Annotated in this window: 21 protein-coding genes; 6 read left to right on the forward strand and 15 right to left on the reverse strand. The window is 67.6% G+C overall.

Translation table 11 applies throughout. The annotated features are described in order from the left end of the window. Window positions 1-29 precede the first annotated feature (29 nt). Window positions 30-794: an acetolactate decarboxylase gene (locus tag AE618_RS07485; RefSeq protein ID WP_082365073.1), complete on the forward strand. Its 765-nt coding sequence runs from the start codon at window positions 30-32 to the stop codon at window positions 792-794. A gap of 19 nt (window positions 795-813) precedes the next feature. Here the strand turns inward: AE618_RS07485 and AE618_RS07490 are convergent, their stop codons facing one another. The 6 genes from AE618_RS07490 to AE618_RS07515 form a co-directional block, all read right to left on the reverse strand. Continuing rightward, the gene (locus AE618_RS07490) at window positions 814-1,251 is read right to left on the reverse strand and encodes a YeeE/YedE family protein (protein WP_054208422.1); all 438 of its coding nucleotides are present in this window, start codon (window positions 1,249-1,251) and stop codon (window positions 814-816) included. Continuing rightward, window positions 1,248-1,655: a YeeE/YedE family protein gene (locus AE618_RS07495; RefSeq protein ID WP_054208423.1), complete on the reverse strand. Its 408-nt coding sequence runs from the start codon at window positions 1,653-1,655 to the stop codon at window positions 1,248-1,250. Before AE618_RS07495 ends, AE618_RS07490 begins: the two co-directional genes overlap by 4 nt. Next, window positions 1,652-1,945 (reverse strand): sulfite-sensing transcriptional repressor BigR, encoded by a 294-nt coding sequence (gene bigR, locus AE618_RS07500; protein ID WP_054208424.1) that lies wholly within the window; start codon window positions 1,943-1,945, stop codon window positions 1,652-1,654. Before bigR ends, AE618_RS07495 begins: the two co-directional genes overlap by 4 nt. A gap of 41 nt (window positions 1,946-1,986) precedes the next feature. Continuing rightward, a complete protein-coding gene (gene blh / locus AE618_RS07505; protein WP_054208425.1) occupies window positions 1,987-3,282 on the reverse strand; it encodes a bifunctional sulfur transferase/dioxygenase Blh in 1,296 nt (431 codons plus the stop codon). Between the two features lie 100 nt (window positions 3,283-3,382). Next, window positions 3,383-4,054: a L,D-transpeptidase gene (locus AE618_RS07510; RefSeq protein WP_054208426.1), complete on the reverse strand. Its 672-nt coding sequence runs from the start codon at window positions 4,052-4,054 to the stop codon at window positions 3,383-3,385. A 20-nt stretch (window positions 4,055-4,074) separates the two neighbouring features. Beyond that, window positions 4,075-4,695, reverse strand: coding sequence for a DsbA family protein (locus AE618_RS07515; RefSeq protein WP_054208427.1), 621 nt, complete (start codon window positions 4,693-4,695; stop codon window positions 4,075-4,077). Window positions 4,696-4,817: 122 nt separating this feature from the next. Here AE618_RS07515 and AE618_RS07520 point away from each other — a divergent pair, with 122 nt between their 5' ends. Both AE618_RS07520 and AE618_RS07525 read left to right on the forward strand, forming a co-directional pair. Continuing rightward, window positions 4,818-5,480 (forward strand): response regulator, encoded by a 663-nt coding sequence (locus AE618_RS07520; protein WP_054208428.1) that lies wholly within the window; start codon window positions 4,818-4,820, stop codon window positions 5,478-5,480. Continuing rightward, window positions 5,477-6,811 carry a sensor histidine kinase N-terminal domain-containing protein gene (locus AE618_RS07525; RefSeq protein WP_054208429.1) on the forward strand — a complete coding sequence of 445 codons (1,335 nt, stop codon included), beginning with the start codon at window positions 5,477-5,479 and terminating at the stop codon, window positions 6,809-6,811. Before AE618_RS07520 ends, AE618_RS07525 begins: the two co-directional genes overlap by 4 nt. 125 nt (window positions 6,812-6,936) lie before the next feature. Here the strand turns inward: AE618_RS07525 and AE618_RS07530 are convergent, their stop codons facing one another. The 8 genes from AE618_RS07530 to AE618_RS07565 form a co-directional block, all read right to left on the reverse strand. Further along, complete coding sequence (locus AE618_RS07530; RefSeq protein ID WP_054208430.1) at window positions 6,937-7,923, reverse strand: hypothetical protein; 987 nt, start codon at window positions 7,921-7,923, stop codon at window positions 6,937-6,939. A 7-nt stretch (window positions 7,924-7,930) separates the two neighbouring features. After that, window positions 7,931-9,046 carry a hypothetical protein gene (locus tag AE618_RS07535; RefSeq protein ID WP_054208431.1) on the reverse strand — a complete coding sequence of 372 codons (1,116 nt, stop codon included), beginning with the start codon at window positions 9,044-9,046 and terminating at the stop codon, window positions 7,931-7,933. Beyond that, window positions 9,043-10,245 carry a hypothetical protein gene (locus AE618_RS07540; protein ID WP_054208432.1) on the reverse strand — a complete coding sequence of 401 codons (1,203 nt, stop codon included), beginning with the start codon at window positions 10,243-10,245 and terminating at the stop codon, window positions 9,043-9,045. Before AE618_RS07540 ends, AE618_RS07535 begins: the two co-directional genes overlap by 4 nt. Next, window positions 10,242-11,123: a ThiF family adenylyltransferase gene (locus AE618_RS07545; RefSeq protein ID WP_054208433.1), complete on the reverse strand. Its 882-nt coding sequence runs from the start codon at window positions 11,121-11,123 to the stop codon at window positions 10,242-10,244. Before AE618_RS07545 ends, AE618_RS07540 begins: the two co-directional genes overlap by 4 nt. After that, a complete protein-coding gene (locus AE618_RS07550) occupies window positions 11,120-12,082 on the reverse strand; it encodes a hypothetical protein (protein ID WP_054208434.1) in 963 nt (320 codons plus the stop codon). The genes AE618_RS07545 and AE618_RS07550 overlap by 4 nt, the downstream gene beginning before the upstream one ends. A 5-nt stretch (window positions 12,083-12,087) precedes the next feature. Further along, window positions 12,088-15,486 carry an acyl-[ACP]--phospholipid O-acyltransferase gene (locus AE618_RS07555; RefSeq protein ID WP_054208435.1) on the reverse strand — a complete coding sequence of 1,133 codons (3,399 nt, stop codon included), beginning with the start codon at window positions 15,484-15,486 and terminating at the stop codon, window positions 12,088-12,090. Between the two features lie 131 nt (window positions 15,487-15,617). Beyond that, window positions 15,618-15,896: a YiaA/YiaB family inner membrane protein gene (locus tag AE618_RS07560; protein ID WP_054208436.1), complete on the reverse strand. Its 279-nt coding sequence runs from the start codon at window positions 15,894-15,896 to the stop codon at window positions 15,618-15,620. 75 nt (window positions 15,897-15,971) lie between these two features. Beyond that, complete coding sequence (locus AE618_RS07565) at window positions 15,972-16,664, reverse strand: PspA/IM30 family protein (RefSeq protein ID WP_054208437.1); 693 nt, start codon at window positions 16,662-16,664, stop codon at window positions 15,972-15,974. A gap of 103 nt (window positions 16,665-16,767) precedes the next feature. Between AE618_RS07565 and AE618_RS07570 the strand changes: the two genes are divergently transcribed. After that, window positions 16,768-17,385, forward strand: a complete 618-nt coding sequence (locus AE618_RS07570) for a TetR/AcrR family transcriptional regulator (RefSeq protein ID WP_054208438.1) — start codon at window positions 16,768-16,770, stop codon at window positions 17,383-17,385. 237 nt (window positions 17,386-17,622) lie between these two features. Here the strand turns inward: AE618_RS07570 and AE618_RS28440 are convergent, their stop codons facing one another. Further along, complete coding sequence (locus tag AE618_RS28440; protein ID WP_197280705.1) at window positions 17,623-17,760, reverse strand: hypothetical protein; 138 nt, start codon at window positions 17,758-17,760, stop codon at window positions 17,623-17,625. Here AE618_RS28440 and AE618_RS07575 point away from each other — a divergent pair. After that, window positions 17,759-18,439: an SRPBCC family protein gene (locus tag AE618_RS07575; RefSeq protein WP_197280706.1), complete on the forward strand. Its 681-nt coding sequence runs from the start codon at window positions 17,759-17,761 to the stop codon at window positions 18,437-18,439. The genes AE618_RS28440 and AE618_RS07575 overlap by 2 nt on opposite strands. Further along, entirely contained in the window at window positions 18,436-19,491 is a 1,056-nt protein-coding gene (locus AE618_RS07580; RefSeq protein ID WP_054208439.1) for a flavin reductase family protein, read from the forward strand. Before AE618_RS07575 ends, AE618_RS07580 begins: the two co-directional genes overlap by 4 nt. The last annotated feature ends 26 nt before the right edge of the window (window positions 19,492-19,517 follow it).

Genomic DNA, 19,517 nt, shown 5'->3' on the forward strand with positions numbered 1-19,517 from the left:
GTCAGGTCTTGCAAACCGAGTGTTCCGCCATGCGCTGCTCCACCACCATCGTCGCCGTTCTGCTCCTGACGCCTGCATCCGTGTCAGCACAGCCAACAAACCCGTCTGCAGGCTCGCCCTTGGAGGTGCATGGTAGCTTTCGACGCCTTGCCCATACGGGCGATACGTCAGCGCAAGTGAAGCTCGACGCCATCCGAACCGGGCCTGGAGGCTGGGGGGTCGGCGCTTTGGCTGGCCTGACAGGCGAGATTGTCGTTGTGGACGGACGCATTCTGGTTTCGCGCGGCAGCGACCCTCAGGGGCGGACCAGCCCTGCGCAAACCTCGGACGCGGCGGTGCTTTATGCCGGCGCCGTCGTGGAAAGCTGGCATGAACGCATCGTGCCCAACACGATGACCCGCGCGGTGTTCGAACGCTTTGTTGAGGTCAGCGCCATCGAAATCGGCCTGTCCCGGGACGCACCCTTCGCCTTCCGCCTCGAGGGAATCTTGCCGTCGCTCACCTGGCATGTCGTCACGGGGCAGGCTGCAAGCGCAGCCGCGACCCTCGGCCATGGCGCCGGATATGGCGGAACTCATGCCAACAAACATGCCGGCATGCATGTGCATAAGGAGTCAGGCAGCACCGGCATGCTCGTCGGCATCTACAGCGGCGCGGCGCTGGAAGGGGTCGTCAGCCATCCCAACGAGCGCTTTCACCTCCATGTGGTCGACAAAAGCCTGACCCGCTCCGGCCATGTTGATGACTACACCGTCAGTGCCGGCGCGGTCCTCTATCTGCCGCGCGCTCGTTGATATGCCGCGTCAATCCCGTTTAGGACGACTTTGCGAGCACGCGGTCGTGCAACAGCATGCCCGCGATCATCGCCGCGACGAACAGCAGCACCGGCGTCAGGCCCGTCGTCAGGGCCGAAAGTGCCGGCCCGGGACAGAAACCGGCCAGCCCCCAGCCGATGCCGAACAGCAGCGAACCGCCGACCAGGCGGGCGTCGATGTCGGTTCGCTCGGGGATGTGGAACTGCGTGTCGAGGACGGGTTTGGGCAGGCGACGCTGGATCGCAACCGCGACGAAGGCGACGCAGACCGCCCCGCCGAGCACGAACATCAGGCTCGGATCCCAGTGACCGCTGGCGATGTCGAGGAAACCCAGGACACGGGCGGGGTCGACCATGCCCGACAAGGACAGGCCGTATCCGAAGAGCGCGCCCGACAGAAGCGCCACGGTGACGCGGGCGATGGCGAGCGGGCTCATGACAGCAATCCTGTGAGGGTGGCAGTGGCGACGCCGGCAAGGAGGAAGCTCGCGGTGGCGACGATCGAGCGCTTCGACAGCCGCGCCAGCCCGAGGATGCCGTGACCGGAGGTGCAGCCCGAGCCCATCCGCGTGCCGATGCCGACGATCAGCCCCGCCAGGATGACCACCGGCCAGGAGGCGGAGACCGTCATCGCGGGCAGCGCGCCATGGGCCGCGGCATACAGCGTCGGTCCGGCGAGCAGGCCGACGACGAAGGCGCCGTTGACCAGCGCCTGATGGCCGCCGAGCAGGCGCCCGACGATGCCGCTGATGCCGGCGATCCGGCCGTTGAGCAGCAGCAGCAGACCGGCCGACAGGCCCAGCACCATGCCGCCGAACAGGGAAGGCCAATAGGCGCTCATGAGACGTCGTCCTTCTGACAGAAAATGGCGTAGAGGGCCGCGATCAGTTGCGAGGCCTTCTGCTGGGTGAGGCGGTAGAAGATCTGCTTGCCGTCGCGGCGCGTCTCGGCGATCCCGGTCTCCCTGAGGATGCCGAGCTGCTGCGACAGCGTCGGCTGGTGGATGTCGAGAAGCCGCTCCAGCTCGCCGACCGAGAACTCCCCCTCCGCCAGCTTGCAGGCGAGCATCAGGCGAACGGGATGGGCCATCACCTTCAGAAGCGCGGCGACCTCCTCGGCCCGCGCCGCCATCTCCCGGCGTGCGTCGGCCTCTATGGGAGACGCGGCGCCGCTCACCAGACCGCTCCCGGCAAGGCGTCGAGCGGGATCTTGAGATAGCGCCGCCCGTCATCCTCGGGCTCCGGCAGGCGGCCGCCGCGAAGATTGACCTGCAGCGAGGGCAGGATCAGCTTGGGCATGGGCAGTGTCGCGTCGCGGGCCTCACGCAGGGCGATGAAGCGCTCCTGCGTCATGTCGACGAGATGCGCGTTGCTGCGCTTCTGCTCGCCGACCGTGCTCTCCCAGCGCGCATGCCGACCTCTGGGTTCGTAGTCATGTCCGGTGAACAGCCGCGTCTCGTCCGGCAGCGCCAGGATGTCCTGGATCGAGGCCCACAGCGCCCCAGCGCTGCCACCGGGGAAATCCGCCCGTGCCGTGCCGGAGTCCGGCATGAAGATGGTGTCATGGATGAAGGCGGCATCGCCGATGACATAGCTCACCGAGGCCAGCGTGTGCCCGGGCGAAAACATGATGCGCCCTTCGATGCCGCCGAGCATGAAGCTGTCCCCTTCTGCAAACAGACGATCCCATTGCGAGCCGTCGGTCTTCAGCGCCGGCCAGTTGTAAAGACGCTGCCAGAGCTGCTGAACCTGCGTGACGCGGGCGCCGATCGCCGTGGGCGCCCCCGTCTTCTGCTTGAGATAATGGGCCGCCGAGAAATGGTCGGCATGGGGATGGGTGTCGAGGATCCACTCGACCGTCAGCCCCTGCTCCGCCAAGAAGGCGAGGATCGCATCGGCATGGATCGTGCGCGTCGCGCCCGACTTCTCGTCGAAATCATGCACCGGGTCGATGATCGCGCAGCGCTTCGTCGCCGCGTCCCACACGACATACTGGATGCTGCCGGTGCGCGGATCATGGAAGCCCCTGACGCGCGGCGAGCGCGTGCGGTCGCGGTCGAGCCAAGCTGTAGCCGCCGACAGGTCGAGGCCCAGCCCCGCGCCGAACGGCACGATGTCCTCGGCGCGCATCCGCCCGTCCAGCACCTCGCCGAGGACATGCAGGATCGCGACGCGCGTGCCGGAGCGGCAATGCGCATAGACCGCACCTTTCGTCTCGGCCACGGCCCGCTGGAACGCCCTGATGTCGGCCTCGGTGATAGCTGCCGAGGTGACCGGGATATAGGCGTAGCCCAGCCCGGCCTCCCCCGCGATCGCGGCAGCGCGCTCGTGACCGATCTGCCCGCCCTCCTCGCCATCGGGCCGGACATTGACGATGCCGGCGATGCGCGAGTCGGAGAGACCGGCAATCACAGCCGCGTCGGGCTGGCCGGCGGCCACCAGCTTCGGGGAGAGGTCGATCGAGGTCATGGAACACTCACATAGACATTATATAATAAAATATAATGTAGAGTGTCCATGCCTTTTCTGCAAGCGGCCTGAACGTCGCACCATGCCAAAGCGCGTAGAGTCAGGCCGGCAGCACCACGACCTTGGAGCCCCTGGGGATGCGGTTGTAGAGGTCGATGACGTCCTGGTTCATCATCCGGATGCAGCCCGACGATACAGCCTCGCCGATGGTGTCGGGCTCGTTCGTGCCGTGGATCCGATAGAGCGTGTCCCTGCCGTCTTTGAACAGGTAGAGCGCCCGGGCCCCCAGAGGATTGGCGTCGCCGCCCTTCATGCCGCCGGCCCACTGGGCATAGCGGGTGGGCTCGCGCTTGATCATGTCCTGTGTCGGGGTCCAGCGCGGCCACTGCGCCTTGCGCTGGACCGTGGCAGAACCGGTGAACTCCAGCCCCTCCCGGCCAACGCCGACGCCATAGCGCAGCGCCTTGCCATGCTCTTGCACAAGGAAGAGGAACCGGTTGGCGGGATCGACGATCAGCGTGCCGGGTTGATGCGGCGTCGGATAATCCACGAGCTGGCGCAGATTGCGTGGCTGCAGGTCTTCGAGCGAGACGGCGGGGACATGGAACGGTTCGCCGCCGACCTCGCCATAGCGCCTGAGATCGAGGGCGCTGAACTGCGGCGCTGGAGGCGTCGCCGGAACCGGCTGTTGCGCGATAGTCGTACAGCCGGCTGCCGCCAGGACGATCATGAGGCCGCCGAGGCGGCGCGTGGGCTTGGAGAGGTCGGTCATGGGGGATGCGTGCCGGTCGATCACGGTAACGCCTGCTTCTTGCGCGCGTCGGCGACGACCTGCTTGAAGCCGGCATAATCCTGGGTCGAGGTCCGGAACGGGCCGATGAGGTATGTCGGCGTGCCCTGGAGCCCGAGCGAGTCCGCCTGCGCCATGTTGCGCTGGAGCAGTGCCGTGATCTGGGCGGCCTTGCCGTTTACATCCGCCTCGAGCCGGGCCAGGTCGATGCCAGCGCCCTTCAGCGCAGCGGCGATCTGCTCGCGGCTGAGCCGCCCCTTGGTCGCCATCAACGCATCATGGGCCTTGGCATAGGCGCCCTGATAGGCGGCGGCGAGCGCGAGCTGCGCGGCATAGACCGAGGTCTCCGCGATCACTGGCCAGTCCTTGTAGACGAGCCTGATCTGCCCATCTTCTCGGACAACACGGGCGAGATCGGGCGCCGCCTTCTTGCAGAAGGGGCAGTTGTAATCGAGAAAGGCGACGATCGTGACATTGCCTTTCGGGTTGCCGGAGACCGGCGCCTCCGGATCGTTGAGGATGGCCTCGACATCGGGATCGCGTCCCTGAGCCAGCGCCAATCCGGGCGTGGCGGCCAGGAGCAATGCCAGGCCGCTGATGATCGTCCGGCGATCCTGCTGCATCGGTCTGGTCCTTGTCGGCTGATGGAGACGGCGGCCTGTCCGGCCGTGAGTGCCGCCATTGGCGCGTCCCAGCTTAAGCCAGCCTTAAGCTGCGCAGGGATGGTGCCCGTCGTGGAGAAACGATGCGTGTTCTGATCGTCGAGGACGACCCCATTCTGGCCGACGGCCTCGCCGTCGGGCTGAAGCTCCACGGCGTCAGCGCCGAGGTCGTCGGCAGCTGCGCCGATGGCCGGCATGCACTCGCGGCAGGCGCCTTCGACGCCATCGTCCTCGACATCATGCTGCCGGACGGCTCTGGCCTCGACCTGCTGGCCAGCCTGCGCCAGGCTGGCGACGAGAGCCCGATCCTGCTCCTGACGGCGCTCGACGAGACGCGCGACCGGATCACCGGGCTCGACCGCGGCGCCGACGATTATCTCGGCAAGCCCTTCGACCTCGACGAGCTCGCCGCCCGCCTGCGTGCTGTGGTGCGCCGGCGCGAGGGCCGGGCGACGGCGACCATCGCGGTGGCGGGCCTCGTCCTGAACCCGGCGAGCCATTCGGTTGCGCGCGACGGCCTTGCCATCGAGGTCACGAGGCGCGAATTCGCGATCCTGCGCGTGCTCGCCGAGCGGCCCGCCGTGATCCGCTCGCGCAGCGAGCTGGAGGAGCGCCTCTATGGCTGGCACGAGGACGTCGAGAGCAACGCCATCGAGGTCCACATCCACAATCTCAGGCAGAAAATCGGACGCGAGCTCATCGAGACCGTACGCGGCCTGGGCTATCGACTGAGGATGACGCCATGACCTCGCTGCGCGCGCGCCTGTTCGTCATCCTCGTCGCCACCACCGGCCTGATCTGGCTGGCTGCGACCGCCTGGATCTATCTCGGCACCAAGGCCGAGCTCGAACGCGTCCTCGACACGCGCCTGCAGGAGGCGGCGCGCATGGTCTCCTCGCTCGTCCGGGATGCGGATGCCTCGCCAAGCTCCGCGATCGCCGCGACGCCACAGGTTTCGACCAGTGATTCCGGCGGATACGAGCGCCAGCTCTCCTGCCAGATCTGGTCGATGGGCGGGCGGCTCGTCGCAGCCTCGACAGCGGCCCCCGCAGAGAGGCTGGCTGGCCATGCCGCCGGCTTCACCGACAGCGTCATCAACGGCGAGCAATGGCGCGTCTACGCCATCGAAGACGCCGCCAAAGGTGTCCGGGTGCTGGTCGGCGATCGTCTCGGCCTGCGGGATCGCCTCGTCAACGACCTCGTCCTGGGCCTCGTCGCTCCGACGTTCCTGATGCTCCCACTCTTCGCCGGGCTGATCTGGATCAGCGTCGGGCGTGGCCTGTCGCCGCTGCGCGGCATCGCGCGCAACCTGCAGCAGCGTGCCGTCGACGACCTCGCGCCACTTCAGGCAAAGGTCATCGACGAGATCCTGCCAGTGACGGATGCGCTGAACGGCCTGTTCACGCGCCTCGATGCAGCACGCCGGCACGAGCGCGAATTCACCGCCTTCGCGGCTCATGAGTTGCGCACGCCGCTCGCCGGCATCCGGACCCAGGCCCAGATCGCCAAGGCCGCCGATACGATCGAGATGCGGACTGCCGCACTGGACCACATCATGCAGGGCGTCGACCGGACGGCCCGCCTGATCAGTCAGTTGCTGGCGCTGGCAAGACTCGAGTCCGCCGCCGCTCTCAACCGGCGAGAGCCGGTCAATCTCGGGCAGCTGCTGCGCGAGATCGATCGCGAAGGACAGCGGCCGGCATCAATCTCCGTCGAATTCGACGCCGCGATCGATGGGATGACGGTGGAGGGAGACCGCGACAACTTGAAACTGGCCCTGCGTAACCTCCATGAAAACGCATGCGGCCATAGCCCGCCGGGCGGTCGCGTCAGATGGCTTAGGACCGAAGACGTCGTGCTGGCTGTCGATGACGAAGGTCCCGGCGTCCCCGCGGACGAAATGGCCCTCGTCAGGCAGCGCTTCTATCGCGGACGCGCGGCTCGAAATGCCGGAAGCGGGCTCGGGCTCGCGATTGTTGATGTCGCCCTGCACAACGTACGAGCGGAGCTCACCTTAGGCACACCTCCGAGCGGGCGGGGCTTGAGAGCGGCCGTGTCCTTCGTTCAAATCGCCTGAGCGTGCGTATCCTGGGATAGGGAAGCTATGGGTTTGGGGCATTCGACGAGCAGTGCCATGCGGCCCATGCTTGGTATCCAGCGCCAAACCCCAGAACAGCCCAGCTGAACCGGCGCGGCGCCCGCTCAGCGAACGATCAGATCGTGTAACGCAAGACGCGCATGGCGCGCCGGGCCTCGCTGCGGCGGGGAGCCCATTCGAAAGACGTTCACAAGCCTCCGGTCGGACGGTACGGCGAAGCGCTCGACGAGGGCGGCATTGCTGAGGGGCCAATCGGCCAGAACCGAGATGGGACAGGCGGCTAGTCCAGCTCGCTCCATCGCCAGCCAGGCTCGGTAAAATGCTCGCCCCGTTTGCAGCACGTCTTCGCCGATCGGGCGGTGAAACAGGGCGATCACGCCCGACGCCGTCTTTCCGCGCTCGCTTGTCAGTGGTGCAGCCAGCCCGACCCGTCGCAGCGCCGGAAACAGCGGACCCAGCACCAGCGACGCAGCGATGGCCTCGATCCGCCCGAGCGCCAGCGCCTGCGCGTCCAAGCCGTCCAGCCCGTAGCGCGGGTCGGCGCGGCTCAGTCGCATCCAGTGCAGCAACTCCCTGCGATGCGCATCGTCGCAGAGGAAATGGAAGGCGGCGCGGTCGGCGAGGTCGGCCACCTCCGACACGGCATCCGACACGCCGATGATGACGAGATCGTCAGTGACCTCGTCCAGATGCGCGAGCCGTGACGGCAGGTCCGGATCACGCTGCCGGAAGGCGCCGCGCCAGCTCGCTCGGCTCGCGACGGCACCGGCCAGCGGGTCCGCCTCGCCGCCTGGCGCGAGCGTGATCCGTGCGACCACGCCCTGAGCTGGCATGCCATCGACGGCGGTCTCGATGCCCCCGATCCGCAGGCCGCGCAGGCCGAGCGCGAGGCTCAAGCCCTCGATCGCGGCGCCATGCGAGAGCCTGATGTCATGACCGCTCGGATCGGCAGCCGGCAGGCGGCGGCTCTCGTCGGCAAGGACGAGGATGCTGTCGCCCTCCCGCCGCCAACGCGTCGGCTGGATGTTGTGGACGCTGGGCGCGAGCCGGGCTTCCGCCACCAGATCTTGAAACAGTTGGGGATCGAGCATGGCCGCCTCAGGCGCTCAGCGGTTTGGCGAAGAGGTGCAGGCGGTGGAGCGGCCTGGCACCCGCTTTTTCGGCCTGCCGCAGGCTTGGCCCGTTGACATCCGCGATCCAGGTGCCGCCCAGCGTCGTGTAGCCGGCCGCCTTGAGCGCGGTCGCGACCTTGAAGAGCATGGCGCCGTTGATGCCGCGATTATGCGCCGCACGGCTGACCGACTGATAGACGATCACGGCGCGCTTGTTCGTCCAGCGATGCCAGAGGAAGCGCAGCGGGAAACCGGGCCTAAGCCGCCCGCCGACCGCCTTCACCAGCGGGTTGAGATCGGGGATCGCGATGATCGCGCCAATTGGCTCGCCCTTGTGATGGACGACGGTCGAGATGCGCTTGTCGATCACCCACATCATGTCCCCGGCCTGGAAGCGGTATTCCTCCTGCGTCGGCGGAACGAACAGCGGGTTGCCGTCGAAGCCGTCATTCAGGATCAGCCGCGACTCCTCCAGCCGCGCCTCGAAATCACGGCGGTCGATCGGCATCCAGCGATAATCGGGATCGGCCAGCACCTCCTGCTGCTTCGGGCCGAGCAACAATGTGGGATCGATCGCTGGCAGGGCGATCTCGAAGGTCGTCATCGGGAAGGTGCGGGCATAGCCATTGGCCTCGAGCAGCCCGACCAGATGCGGCGGCGTCCAGAGCATGTCGGTATAGGGCGCGTGCTCGAAGCCCGCGGTCATGATGCCGACCTGCTGCATGGCGGTCAGATTGAAATTCCCGGCGATCTCGCTCATGCCCCGGGCGCGGGCCCAGCCTTCGGCGGCGCCCAGCAGCGCCTGCGCCACCTCGGGATCGTCGGCGCAGTCGAAATAGCCGAACTGGGCCCGGCTGGTGCCGTGCCTGATATTCGAGACATCGTGGATGGCGGCGACGATGCGCCCGACCGGCACGCCATCGCGCAGCGCGACGAAGAGTTCGAAGCGGCCATGGCCGTTCTTCACCAGCGGGTTGCGGGCGGGGTCGAGCATGCGGTCGAAGTCGGACCACATCGGCGGAACATAGGCGCTGGCGGCGCCATAGACGGTTCCGGTGACAGCGAAGGCCTTGCGGCGGTCGTTGCTGACGATCTCGATCATGCCTGGGCGTCCTGCGGGGAGGTCGCCAGCATGCGGCGAACCAGGATGAGCGCGGTCTCGGTCGCGGGATCGGCCGAGACGACGGGAATGGTCAGCAACAGGAGATCGAGCGGCCGGTCGGCGATGACGAGCATGTGGCTCGCCGCATGGGTCGCCATCAGGGCCGCCAGCCTTTCCGTCGCCGGGTCGGTTGCCGGCGTGCCCCAGGGCTGCTGAGCGGCACGCAGCACGGCGACATCGCGCAAGGCCGGGCGCAGGATCTCGGGATCGAATGCCGAGAGCGCCGGCTCCTGCAGGCGCCGGGCATTCTCGAAGAGCGGATGGGCGGAGAGATCGGCGATCAGGGCATCGCGGCTTTGTGCCCGCGACTGGGCGATCGAGGCCAGCACGCCCGGCGCATTGGTTTCGAAGGCTCCGCCCAGCGCATCGACGACCAGGCCGGTGGCGAGCATGCCCGCCAGGATCATCGCGCCCAGGCGGATGGCCTCGCCCCAGTTCGAATCCGCCACCAGCGCCGCCGCAGCCGCCAGCAGGAACGCGCCCAGGATGCGCAGGGACAGCATCGCGAAACCCTGGCGACGCGAGGGCGCACCGCCGCTCTGGACCAGCACGAGGCTCACCAGGATGAGCGCGCCCAGGCCACCGAGCCTGACCGGCATATCGGGCATCAGGTCGCGAAAATCGGTCAGCAGGAACGGCAGCATCAGGAAGGCGCAGAGCCCGAGCCGGCCGACGCCGGCATTCTCGGCGCTGGTCAGGGAGGCCCGGTCGCGCCGGTGCAGCAGGACACCGCAGACGGCGAAGGTCGCAAGCTGGAGGCCTGCGAGCGCGACATCGTAGATCGGTGTGACGTCGGCGAGCCCGGCGAGGCTGGCGAGTATCAGGAGCCCCGAGCCGGTCAGCACGGCGAGCTTGACCGGGCGCGGCGCATGCCGGCGCAGCGTCCCTTCCGTCACGGCCAGCACGCCGAGCGGAATGGCGGCGGCGCAAGCGAGTGCGAGCCGCGAAAGCAGCACGCTCCCCAGCCACCAGCCAAGGCCGCGCAGCAGGAAGACGCTCGCGACCAGGCCGAGCGCCCAGAGGAAGCGCTGCGTCATCGCCCCGCGCGGATCGCGCCGACGCAGGCTGAGCATGGCGACGCCGAGCCCGAGAGCGCCGCAGAGATCGACGACGGAATCGGCGACGAGCGCGGGGTTCATGAGCCAGCCATCATCTGCCGCAGTGCGCGCCGCACCAGCGGGCGCAGCAGCGCGGCGATGGGCGCCGGCCAGGGCCGCTCGACGGCCGGCTTGTGCGGGTTGAAGAACCAGCCGCGGCAGTCGGTGCCGCTGGTCTTGCCCAAGACGAGCGCGATCGCCTCATAGGCCATCATCATGCCGGTCGTGATGACCATCGGCGCGAAGGACATCCGGCTGCGGCGCCCGGCCGCGACCTCGGCCGCGATGGCGAGGTCGACATGATGGCGCGAGCGCGAATGCAGCATGACATGCTCGACCTCGCACAGCATGGCGGCGCGCTTGTCGGCCTCGTCGATGGCCCGCCAGTCCTTGCCCAGCGTCGGAAAGCCGAGCCGCTCCTCCGGACGCGGATCGTCCGGACGCACCACGATCACCGAAGGCAGCGGCGACATATAGGCGTCGATCACGGTCGCGCCGGCGCGCTTCGCCTCGCGATAGAGCTGCACGCCGGCAGCGATGTCGTCCATGCCGTTGACCAGCACGGCACAGCGCGCGGCGATCGCAGGCAACTGGTCGATCCATTCGGCGCCGAGAACCTCGATCTCGACCAGCGGATTGATCTGGCGGGCGGCCTCCGCCGCGGCCTGCGCCTTGCCGAGGCCGAGCGTGGCCGCCGTCGCGAAGACCTGCCGGTTGAGGTTCGAGGTCTCGAAGCGGTCGATATCGGCGATGACGAAATGGCCGACGCCGGCCCGCACCAGCGCCATGAAGGCCGCACCTCCCATGCCGCCGACGCCGCAGACGAAGATCCGCGCCTCGCGCAGCTTCTCCTGCTCCTGCGCCGAGACGAAGCCGATATTCCGGGTGGTGAAGGTCGCGTAGGCGAATGGCTCGGTCATGATGTCTGCTTTGAAGGGCGGGGACGCAGCAGGCCGAAGCGCCGGCCATCATCGAGCCAGTAGAGCACCGGCAGCACCAGCCGCTGCAACAGCAGAAAGACGCCCGCCCCTAGCAAACCGGGCAGCGACGCGCGCGGGAGCTGGCCGAGGAGATATCGGCGCGCCGCCGCCAGATCCATCCGGCCGATCTGGAGCAGGTCGTCGCCGCGGCCATAGTCGAGTTCGCTCGCGCAGAAGGCATTGTAGCGCGGCTCGCGATGCTGGGTCGCGGCATCGAAGCTCTTCTTCAGATCGTCCGAGCCACCGGTATAGGCATCGGTGATGACGGAGCGGCCCTCATCGAAGCCAGCCTCGCCGCCCACGCCGAAGACGTGACGGTGATCGCGCATGATCTGCCGGGCGAGCGTCAGATGCGCGAAGCTCTGGCGCGCTCCGGCATCGGGCGAGGGATAGATGTCGGAGAAGGTCTGGCAGACCATGCCGACGACGCCCGGCACCTGCGTGACATTCGAGATCCAGCGCGGGCGCAAGCCGCCCCGGATAAAGAGCACCAGCACCGTCAGGCCGTAGAGGACGCCCGAGAGGCCACGGCCGCGGGCGTCGGGATCGACCATGACGAGCCCGAGATGGGTGACCTCCTGCGGCTCGCCGTTCAGGGTGACACCCATCTGCGCCAGCGCGTTGAAGGCGATCGGCCGGCCGCTCTCTTTTTCCGTGATCAGCGTCACGATGGTCTGCGACAGCCGCTCCCGCTCGCCGGAGAAGACGCCATAGGTCAGCGCGCCGCTGCCCAACGTCCGGCCCGCGACGCTGCGCAACTGTTCGACCAGCGCGGCCAACGCCGCGTCGTCCAATTGCCGGCCCGGCCGCTCGATGATTCGCGTCACCAACCCGGGATGGGTGGTCAGCGTCAGATCGAGCGCCGGCCTCCTCAGCGCCTTGAGCCAGAAGCGCAGCATCGCGTCTAAGCTGCAATGGCCGGCGAGCGCTCGCGCACTAGCCGGGTGACGCCGGCAAAGTCGAGCTTGCCCGAACCGAGAACCGGCACGGCGGGCACGACCATCACCTCCGCCGGCACCATCAGCTCCGAGGCGCCCTTGCTCTTGGCATAGGCCTGGAACGCGGCCTTCGTGGCGTCGCGTTGCGCCGTCACCAGCACGAGGCGCTCGCCTTTCCGGGCATCGGGGACGCTGGCCACCGCCGAGAGTGACTCGGGCCAGAGTTCGGCGGCGAAGGTCTCGATCGCGGCGAGCGAGACCATCTCGCCCGCGATCTTGGCGAAGCGCTTGGCGCGCCCCTTGATCGCGATGAAGCCGTCCCTGTCGATGGTGACGATGTCGCCGGTGTCATGCCAGCCTTCCGCGGGCGGCTCGAGCACACCGGGGTTCTCGGCGCGCAGATAACCCATCATGACGTTGGGACCGCGCACATGCAGGCGCCCCCCCTCCTCGACGCCGGGCACCTGTTCGAGCCTGGCCTCCATGCCCGGCATGATCCGCCCGACCGTGCCGAAGCGGTTGAACATCGGCGTGTTGATCGCCAGCACCGGCGCCGTCTCGGTGACGCCGTAGCCCTCGAGGATGCGCAGCCCGAACTTCTCCATATAGGTCCGGCGCGTCGCCTCCTTCACCGGCTCGGCTCCGGCCAGGATGTAGCGCAGCGAGCGCAGATCGTAAGGGTGAGCGGCACGCGCATAGCCCGCCAGGAAGGTGTCGGTGCCGAACAGGATGGTGGCGTTGGAGCCGTAGACCAACTCCGGCACCAGCCGGTAATGCAACGGCGAAGGATAGAGATAGACCGGCACGCCCGAGACCAGCGGCAGCACGAGGCCCACCGTCAGCCCGAAGGAGTGGAACACCGGCAGCACGTTGAAGACCTTGTCGCGGCGGCCGAAATCGATCCGCGCCGCGGCCTGGGCGGCGTTGGCCAGCATGTTGGAATGGGACAGGACGACGCCCTTGGGCGTGCCTTCCGAGCCCGAGGTGAACAGGATCGCAGCCCGGTCCTCGCCGCGCGCCGGCACGATCGGCCGGCCATGGCGCCACACCGCCTTGAGCTTGTCGCCAGTCGAGACCGTGGCGCGGACGTCCTCCAGATAGACGATCCCGAGGCTCCCGCTCAGCGTTTCGACCAGCGGCCCCATCCGGCCCTTCTCGACGAAGGCGCGCGAGGTCACGATCGTCCTGATCTCGGCAGCCTTGCAGGCGGCGAGGATGTTGGTGGCTCCAGCCGTGAAGTTGATCATCGCCGGCACGCGGGCGGCCGAGATCAGGCCGAGCACCGTGACCGCCGAGCCGTTTGCGTTGGGCAGCATCACACCGACCGCCTCGCCTGCGCGCGCCAGGGGAGCGAGCTTGCGGCCGAGCACCTCGGCGCCGATCAGCAGGCGCTTGTAGGAGAGCTGGCCCGTCATCGGGTCCTCGACGGCGGTGCGGCCCATGCCATGGATTTTCGCCGCCTCGACGACGGCCTGGAAGACGCTGCGGTCGATATCCGTGGTCTTGAAGATCAGGTCGGACATGATCTGATAGAGACCGGCCCCCGCCGCCTGGCGTCGCGCCTTGCCCTTCAAGGCGTCGTCGACGGTGAGCCCGACCGGCTCCAGCACGGTGACGCGCACCTTCGGGAACCAGCGGCGGCGGACCTGCTCGCGGGTCAGCCGCGAGAACACGGTCGCCTCCAGCCCCTCGATGCGAACCGGCACGACCATCGCGCCCGATTTCTCGGCGATCATGGCGGCACCGTCATAGACCTTCATCAGGCTGCCGGTGACCGTCAGGCGGCCTTCGGGGAAGATCACCAGCGTCTCGCCGCCCTTGACCGCGTTGATCAGCGAGCGCGTTGCCAGCGGCCGCGTCGGGTCGAGCGGCATGGCGCGCGTGAAGCGCAGGAACGGCTTCACCCACCAGCGCTGCGCCATGCCGTGGTCGATGGCGAAGACCGGGTCCTTGTCCAGCACGGCGAGCGCGACCGCCCAATCGAGGAAGCTGACATGGTTCAGCGCGATGATGGCGTTGGGCCCGGCCTTGGCGACATTCTCCTGGCCGATGATCTCGAGCCGGTAGAAGGCGCGCAGCAGGATCGAGAGGAAGTCGCGCGCCGGGTTGGTCGGCAGCACCTTGAAGATCCAGACCGAGGCGACAAGCGCACCCGAACCGATCAGCAGGAAGAGCTGCGACAGGCTCAAACCCGCCGCCTGCAGCAGCGCCACGACGACGGCGCCCGCCACCATGAAGGCCGCCGAGAGCACATTGACGGCGGCGATGATGCGCGAGCGCTTCTCGGCCGGAGCCCAGACCTGGGTCGCCGCAAAAGACGGCACGATGAAGATGCCGCCTGCGATGGCCAGCCCGACGAGATCGACGCCCACGCGCCAGGCCAGAGTATCACTGAAGAAGCCCGCGACGTCGCGCGCCGGCTGATGCGCCACCACGCCCGAGATCGCCCAGCCGAGATCGAGCGCGAACAGGCCGATGACGACGCAGGCGACCGGAACGGGCAGCAGCACGATGCGCCCGCTCGACAAAAACGAACCGATGCCAGAGCCGATCGCGATCGCGATGGCAAAGAGGCCGAGATAGACGCTGACGACGATCTCGGTGCCGCCCATGCCGTTCTTCACCAGCGACGGCAGGAGCGACATCACCACCGCGCCGATCAGCCAGAACAGGCTGACCATGACGCCGGTGCGCCAGAGCCTGGCATCCAGCCAGAGATCCTTCAGAAGGCCGGCGGTCGAGCGGAAGATGTTCGCGTCGATCCTGAGATCGGGCGCGGCGGCGTCGGTCTTGGGAATGAACAGCGTCGCGCCCCAGCACAGCACCGCGAAAGCCATGATCATGACGTTGAGCGAGACGACATTGCCGCCCTGGCGCGCCGTTAGGCCGCCGGCGACCGTGCCGAGCAGGATGGCGATGAAGGTCGCGCCCTCGATCAGCGCATTCGCCGCCGGCAGCTCCTCGCGCTTCAGGTGGTCGGGCAGGATGCCGTATTTGATCGGCCCGAACAGCGCCGCGATGATGCCGAAGGCGACCAGCGCCACGAACAGCACGGGCACGGATTGCAGCGTGAAGCCTGCGACCGCGATGCCGGCGGCACCGATCTCGGCCAGCTTCAGGCGACGTGCGATCATCGCCTTGTCGAAGCGGTCGGCGAGCTGGCCGCCGAGCCCCGACAGCAGGAAGAAGGGCGCGATGAAGAGCCCGCCCGCCAGCGTCACCAGCGCCTCGCCATGCGATCCGGCGAGCTTGTAGAGGATGATGAAGACCAGCGCGTTTTTGAGAAAATTGTCGTTGAAGGCGGAGAAGAACTGCGCCCAGAACAACGGCGCGAAGCGCCGCTTCAGCAACAAGGTGTCGGTCATGGCCTGCTCGCAAGGGGTTCGAGGGAGAGTTGCATCGCCATGGGAAAACAATCGTTTCTGGCGAATGGCGATGCGTGTTCTCGGTTAAGTCGCGCTTACCGGCCTGCCGGAATTGCGCGCGATCGGCCGCCTCACAGCACAGGCTTGCCGACATCCATCAGCAGGCGCTCGGTGCGGGCATCCTCGATGCGGTTCACCATGCGCGAGGCCTCGTGCATGTCGCGCACGGTCTTCGTCATGGTGACGCAGGACTGGACGAGCATGACCACGCCCATGCCGAGATAGCCCTTGGCCCACCAGTCGAGCGGCAGGAACAGGATACCGGCGCCCACCATGACGGCGGCGGCGAGGAAGGACGCATAGGTGAAGCTGACCCAGGCGCCGCTATGAGGTTGGGAATTCGGGTTCATCATGTGTCTCCGTCGATGTGAGGGATTGGGAAGGGCAGGACGTCGTGAGGCAGGACGTCGTCAGGCAGGACGTCGTCAGGCGGTCTTGGCGGGCTTGCTGCGCAGGCGGGCGAGCACGTCCTCGGCGGTCGGCTTCAGCCTTGGGCCGTAGCCCCGCGCCGCGAGCTTCTCGGTGATCGAAGCGGTCGCGGCGCCGTCGAGTTCTTCGAGCGCCAGATCGGCGGCTTCAGCCTGCGTCTGCCGCTCGCGCAGGCGCCGCAGCGTCTGCTCGGCTTCCGCGAGCGTCGCCTCGTGAGGCCGCGCGCCCTCGACACGCCCGCGCCGCATATCGCGGACGGCTTCCGAGGCCCGCGCCAGGCGACGACCGCGATCGAGTTCGGCGATGCGCGTCTGCGCCTGGGCAACATGGCGCCGGAGCCGCAGGATTTCTGCGGCGAAAAGCGCCTGCGCGGTCGCGGCGGCATCGCGATCGGCCTCGAGTGCGGCAATCGCTTCCGCCCCTTCATGGGCGAGAAGCTCGTCGCCGGCATCGAGCGCGGCACCGACGCGCAGTTCCAGTCCGGCAATCCGCGCCTTGGTGGCGTCGAGGCGAACCGTTTCCTGCTGGTCCTGGGCGATGGCAACCGCAAGCGCCTTCTTGGCGCGGTCGAAGGCGGCGGTTGCGTCGCGCAGTTGCTGATCGAGGATCAGCAGCGCGTTTCGGTCGGCTATCGCCTCGCCCGCCTCGGCGACGCCGCCGCGAAAGAGGGTCACAAACATCTTGAACATGGCTGGCTCCCTGTTATGAACGTTGTTCATGGAAATAGGAATGACATGGTCCTGAACGATGTTCAAGAGATATTTTGAACGATGTTCATGAATGAGGTGCGAGATGGTTAAGACGACAGAACGCCGCGATCGGCAGCGCGAGGCGCTGGTGCTGGCTGCAGAGAAGGCGATTGCGGAGAAAGGCCTCAGCGGTCTGAAGGCACGCGACCTCGCCGATGCGATCGGCTGCTCGCTGGGCGCGATCTACAACCTCGTGCAGGATATGGACGAGCTTGTGCTGCGCGTCGGCTCGCGCACGCTTGCGCGGCTCGACGACGCCTTGGCCGAGGCGACGAAAGGCAGCGCGTCGGCCTCAAGCGGGGATGCGACCGACACCCTGGTCGCGATCGCACAGACCTATTGCGCCTTCGCGCGCGAGAACCTGCAGCTCTGGCGAACCCTGTTCGAGCATCGCATGGCGGAAGGCTCGATTGTGCCGGAATGGGCGATCAGCGAGCAAATGACGATGTTCCGCTACATCCTGGCGCCACTGCGGGCGCTTCAGCCCCGGGCGAGCGAACCGGAGCTGATTTTGCTGAGCCGCACCCTGTTCTCGGCTGTCCACGGCGTCGTCATGCTGGGGCTTGAAGAAAAGCTCGTGGCGGTGCCCGCCGCCGCGCTCGACGGCCAGATCGAGGCTCTTGTGCGTGTGATCGGCAAAGGGCTGACGGCGGGCGCATAGAGCGGGCGCAAATGTGGTTCAGCCTGCACGCCGCCACGCCAACCCGACTTATTTGTGAGCCTCACACTCGACCGTGCACACGGACTCGCATGAGATCAGCCGCACTCCCCAGGATGCAGGCGCTTGATGGTCTTGGCGCTCTATGCGCCGAAAGGAAATCGGTGGCCGTCGCGAGCTTTGGCGGTGACACCGATATCGACGCCGCATTCCGCCATACAAAGATTACGACGAGCGGGCTTAGATGAGCCCCGTCAGAATCATGGCCAGCGCACCGGGCGCAACGCTGGAGTCCGTACCGAGCTGCATGCAGCTCTCGGCAACCGAACGCCACGCCTCGGCGTCGCAGCCGTTCCCCGAGGCCAGGAATTTCGCCATGAGCTCAGCATCCGACAGCGGCGCGGAGGCATCACCCCGTGCCGCGGTCACATCGGACGTCACGACCGTGCCGTCGATGGCCCTGGTCGAATTCGCGCTGCCCGACGATCCGCGCGGTCCGGCCCAGTTCAAGGCGCTGATGGACGCCAAGACCGCGAAATGGGACGCGCTGGGGCTGCCGCACAAGCCTGCCGATGGCGGCCAGGAATTCCGCTGCATCCGCCTGCCCTTCCATGAGGGCGCGGTCTCCTTCACCCTGGATGGCGGGCCGGCCTGCAGGAAGCTGCTGGCGGATTTCACGGAAGCCGATCTCGGTTCGGTCAGGATGTTCCGCGCGCCCAACAACTGGAACCACTTCCTGTCCGACCACATCATCCATTTCCGGGTGTTGCCGCTCGGCCAGGATCGCACCGCCGTGCGCACGACCTGGCTGGTGCATGAGGATGCGGTCGAGGGCGTCGATTACGACATCGAGCGGCTGACCGAGGTCTGGATCGCCACCAATGCGCAGGATGCCGAACTCGCCGAGGTCAATCATCGCGGCATCCGCTCGATGGCCTATCGGCCCGGCCCCTATGCGCCCTCGGAGTTCATGCTGACGAATTTCGCCAACTGGTACGCGGGGAAGATGGCGGATTTCGTCGCCGGGCCGACGCCCGTCAGGATGGCAGCGGAATGAGCGAGGCCATCCTCGAAGTCCCTGCCGCGACCGCCCCCACGGCGGGGCGGCTGACGCTGACCGTCGCCGAGATCCGGCAAGAGACGCATGACGTGAAGACCTTCGTCTTCCGGCCGGAAGGGGCTATGCCCCCCTACTCCGCCGGCCAGTCGATGACGCTGAGGCTTTCGGTCGATGGCGAGACCCTCTTCCGCACCTTCTCGCTGAGCTCGGCCCCGGACGCATCCGGCACGCTGGCGATGACGATCAAATCCCATCCGATGGGCCGCGCCACACGCTGGCTGCATGACGCACTCGCGGTCGGCGGCGTCCTCGAAAGCCGTCCCCCCAAGGGGCGCTTCACCATCGACGCCCGCGCCACCCAAAGGCTCGCTTTGGTCTCGGCCGGCTCGGGAGCGAGCCCGCTGATGGCGATGCTGCGCCATCTGGCGGCGGCCGCACCGGACAGCGATGTCTGCTGGCTCCACGCCGCACGCATGCCGCGCGACATCCTGTTCACGCGCGAGCTCGCGGAGTTGCAGGCGCCCATGCCCAATCTCACCGTGGCGATGATCGCCAGCCGAGCCGAGCCCGGCTGGTTCGGCTTCCGCGGCCGCCTCAGCCGCAGGCTGGTCTCGGTCGCGCTGCCGGATTTCGGCCGGCGCGAGGTGTTCTGCTGCGGTCCGACCGGCTTCATGGACGAGGCACGCCTGATCCACGCTGCCGAAGGCGGCCTGCGCGAGCATTTTCACATCGAGCATTTCGGTGCGGTCGCGCCTGCCGCGCCGGTTGCCAATCCCGACGACGCGCCGCAGCAGGGCTTTGCGATCCAGATGGGCGAGAAGCGCTTCCGCGCCCGCGCCGACGAGACGCTACTGGAGGCCGCCACGCGTCAGACCATCGTCATCCCCTGCGGCTGCGCCTCGGGGATGTGCGGCACCTGCCGCGTCATGCTGGTCGAAGGCTCGGTCGCGATGCGGCACGAAGGCGGACTCTCGGCTGAGGAAGAGGCGCAGGGCTATATCCTGGCCTGCTCGTCACGCCCGCGCTCGGATGTGACGATCGTCTTGTAAGGCAAGGCGCAACGGACTCCTGCGTA

The organism is Allobosea vaviloviae (genome assembly GCF_001298265.1).
In the GTDB taxonomy this organism is placed as follows: domain Bacteria; phylum Pseudomonadota; class Alphaproteobacteria; order Rhizobiales; family Beijerinckiaceae; genus Allobosea; species Allobosea vaviloviae_B.

What these genes read in the sequence shown, in the direction of transcription:
- AE618_RS07485 (WP_082365073.1), top strand. Translation starts at nt 30, where the DNA reads ATGCGCTGCTCCACCACCATCGTCGCCGTTCTGCTCCTGACGCCTGCA.
- AE618_RS07490 (WP_054208422.1), bottom strand. Translation starts at nt 1,251, where the DNA reads ATGAGCCCGCTCGCCATCGCCCGCGTCACCGTGGCGCTTCTGTCGGGC.
- AE618_RS07495 (WP_054208423.1), bottom strand. Translation starts at nt 1,655, where the DNA reads ATGAGCGCCTATTGGCCTTCCCTGTTCGGCGGCATGGTGCTGGGCCTG.
- bigR (WP_054208424.1), bottom strand. Translation starts at nt 1,945, where the DNA reads ATGGCGGCGCGGGCCGAGGAGGTCGCCGCGCTTCTGAAGGTGATGGCC.
- blh (WP_054208425.1), bottom strand. Translation starts at nt 3,282, where the DNA reads ATGACCTCGATCGACCTCTCCCCGAAGCTGGTGGCCGCCGGCCAGCCC.
- AE618_RS07510 (WP_054208426.1), bottom strand. Translation starts at nt 4,054, where the DNA reads ATGACCGACCTCTCCAAGCCCACGCGCCGCCTCGGCGGCCTCATGATC.
- AE618_RS07515 (WP_054208427.1), bottom strand. Translation starts at nt 4,695, where the DNA reads ATGCAGCAGGATCGCCGGACGATCATCAGCGGCCTGGCATTGCTCCTG.
- AE618_RS07520 (WP_054208428.1), top strand. Translation starts at nt 4,818, where the DNA reads ATGCGTGTTCTGATCGTCGAGGACGACCCCATTCTGGCCGACGGCCTC.
- AE618_RS07525 (WP_054208429.1), top strand. Translation starts at nt 5,477, where the DNA reads ATGACCTCGCTGCGCGCGCGCCTGTTCGTCATCCTCGTCGCCACCACC.
- AE618_RS07530 (WP_054208430.1), bottom strand. Translation starts at nt 7,923, where the DNA reads ATGCTCGATCCCCAACTGTTTCAAGATCTGGTGGCGGAAGCCCGGCTC.
- AE618_RS07535 (WP_054208431.1), bottom strand. Translation starts at nt 9,046, where the DNA reads ATGATCGAGATCGTCAGCAACGACCGCCGCAAGGCCTTCGCTGTCACC.
- AE618_RS07540 (WP_054208432.1), bottom strand. Translation starts at nt 10,245, where the DNA reads ATGAACCCCGCGCTCGTCGCCGATTCCGTCGTCGATCTCTGCGGCGCT.
- AE618_RS07545 (WP_054208433.1), bottom strand. Translation starts at nt 11,123, where the DNA reads ATGACCGAGCCATTCGCCTACGCGACCTTCACCACCCGGAATATCGGC.
- AE618_RS07550 (WP_054208434.1), bottom strand. Translation starts at nt 12,082, where the DNA reads ATGCTGCGCTTCTGGCTCAAGGCGCTGAGGAGGCCGGCGCTCGATCTG.
- AE618_RS07555 (WP_054208435.1), bottom strand. Translation starts at nt 15,486, where the DNA reads ATGACCGACACCTTGTTGCTGAAGCGGCGCTTCGCGCCGTTGTTCTGG.
- AE618_RS07560 (WP_054208436.1), bottom strand. Translation starts at nt 15,896, where the DNA reads ATGAACCCGAATTCCCAACCTCATAGCGGCGCCTGGGTCAGCTTCACC.
- AE618_RS07565 (WP_054208437.1), bottom strand. Translation starts at nt 16,664, where the DNA reads ATGTTCAAGATGTTTGTGACCCTCTTTCGCGGCGGCGTCGCCGAGGCG.
- AE618_RS07570 (WP_054208438.1), top strand. Translation starts at nt 16,768, where the DNA reads ATGGTTAAGACGACAGAACGCCGCGATCGGCAGCGCGAGGCGCTGGTG.
- AE618_RS07575 (WP_197280706.1), top strand. Translation starts at nt 17,759, where the DNA reads ATGAGCTCAGCATCCGACAGCGGCGCGGAGGCATCACCCCGTGCCGCG.
- AE618_RS28440 (WP_197280705.1), bottom strand. Translation starts at nt 17,760, where the DNA reads ATGGCGAAATTCCTGGCCTCGGGGAACGGCTGCGACGCCGAGGCGTGG.
- AE618_RS07580 (WP_054208439.1), top strand. Translation starts at nt 18,436, where the DNA reads ATGAGCGAGGCCATCCTCGAAGTCCCTGCCGCGACCGCCCCCACGGCG.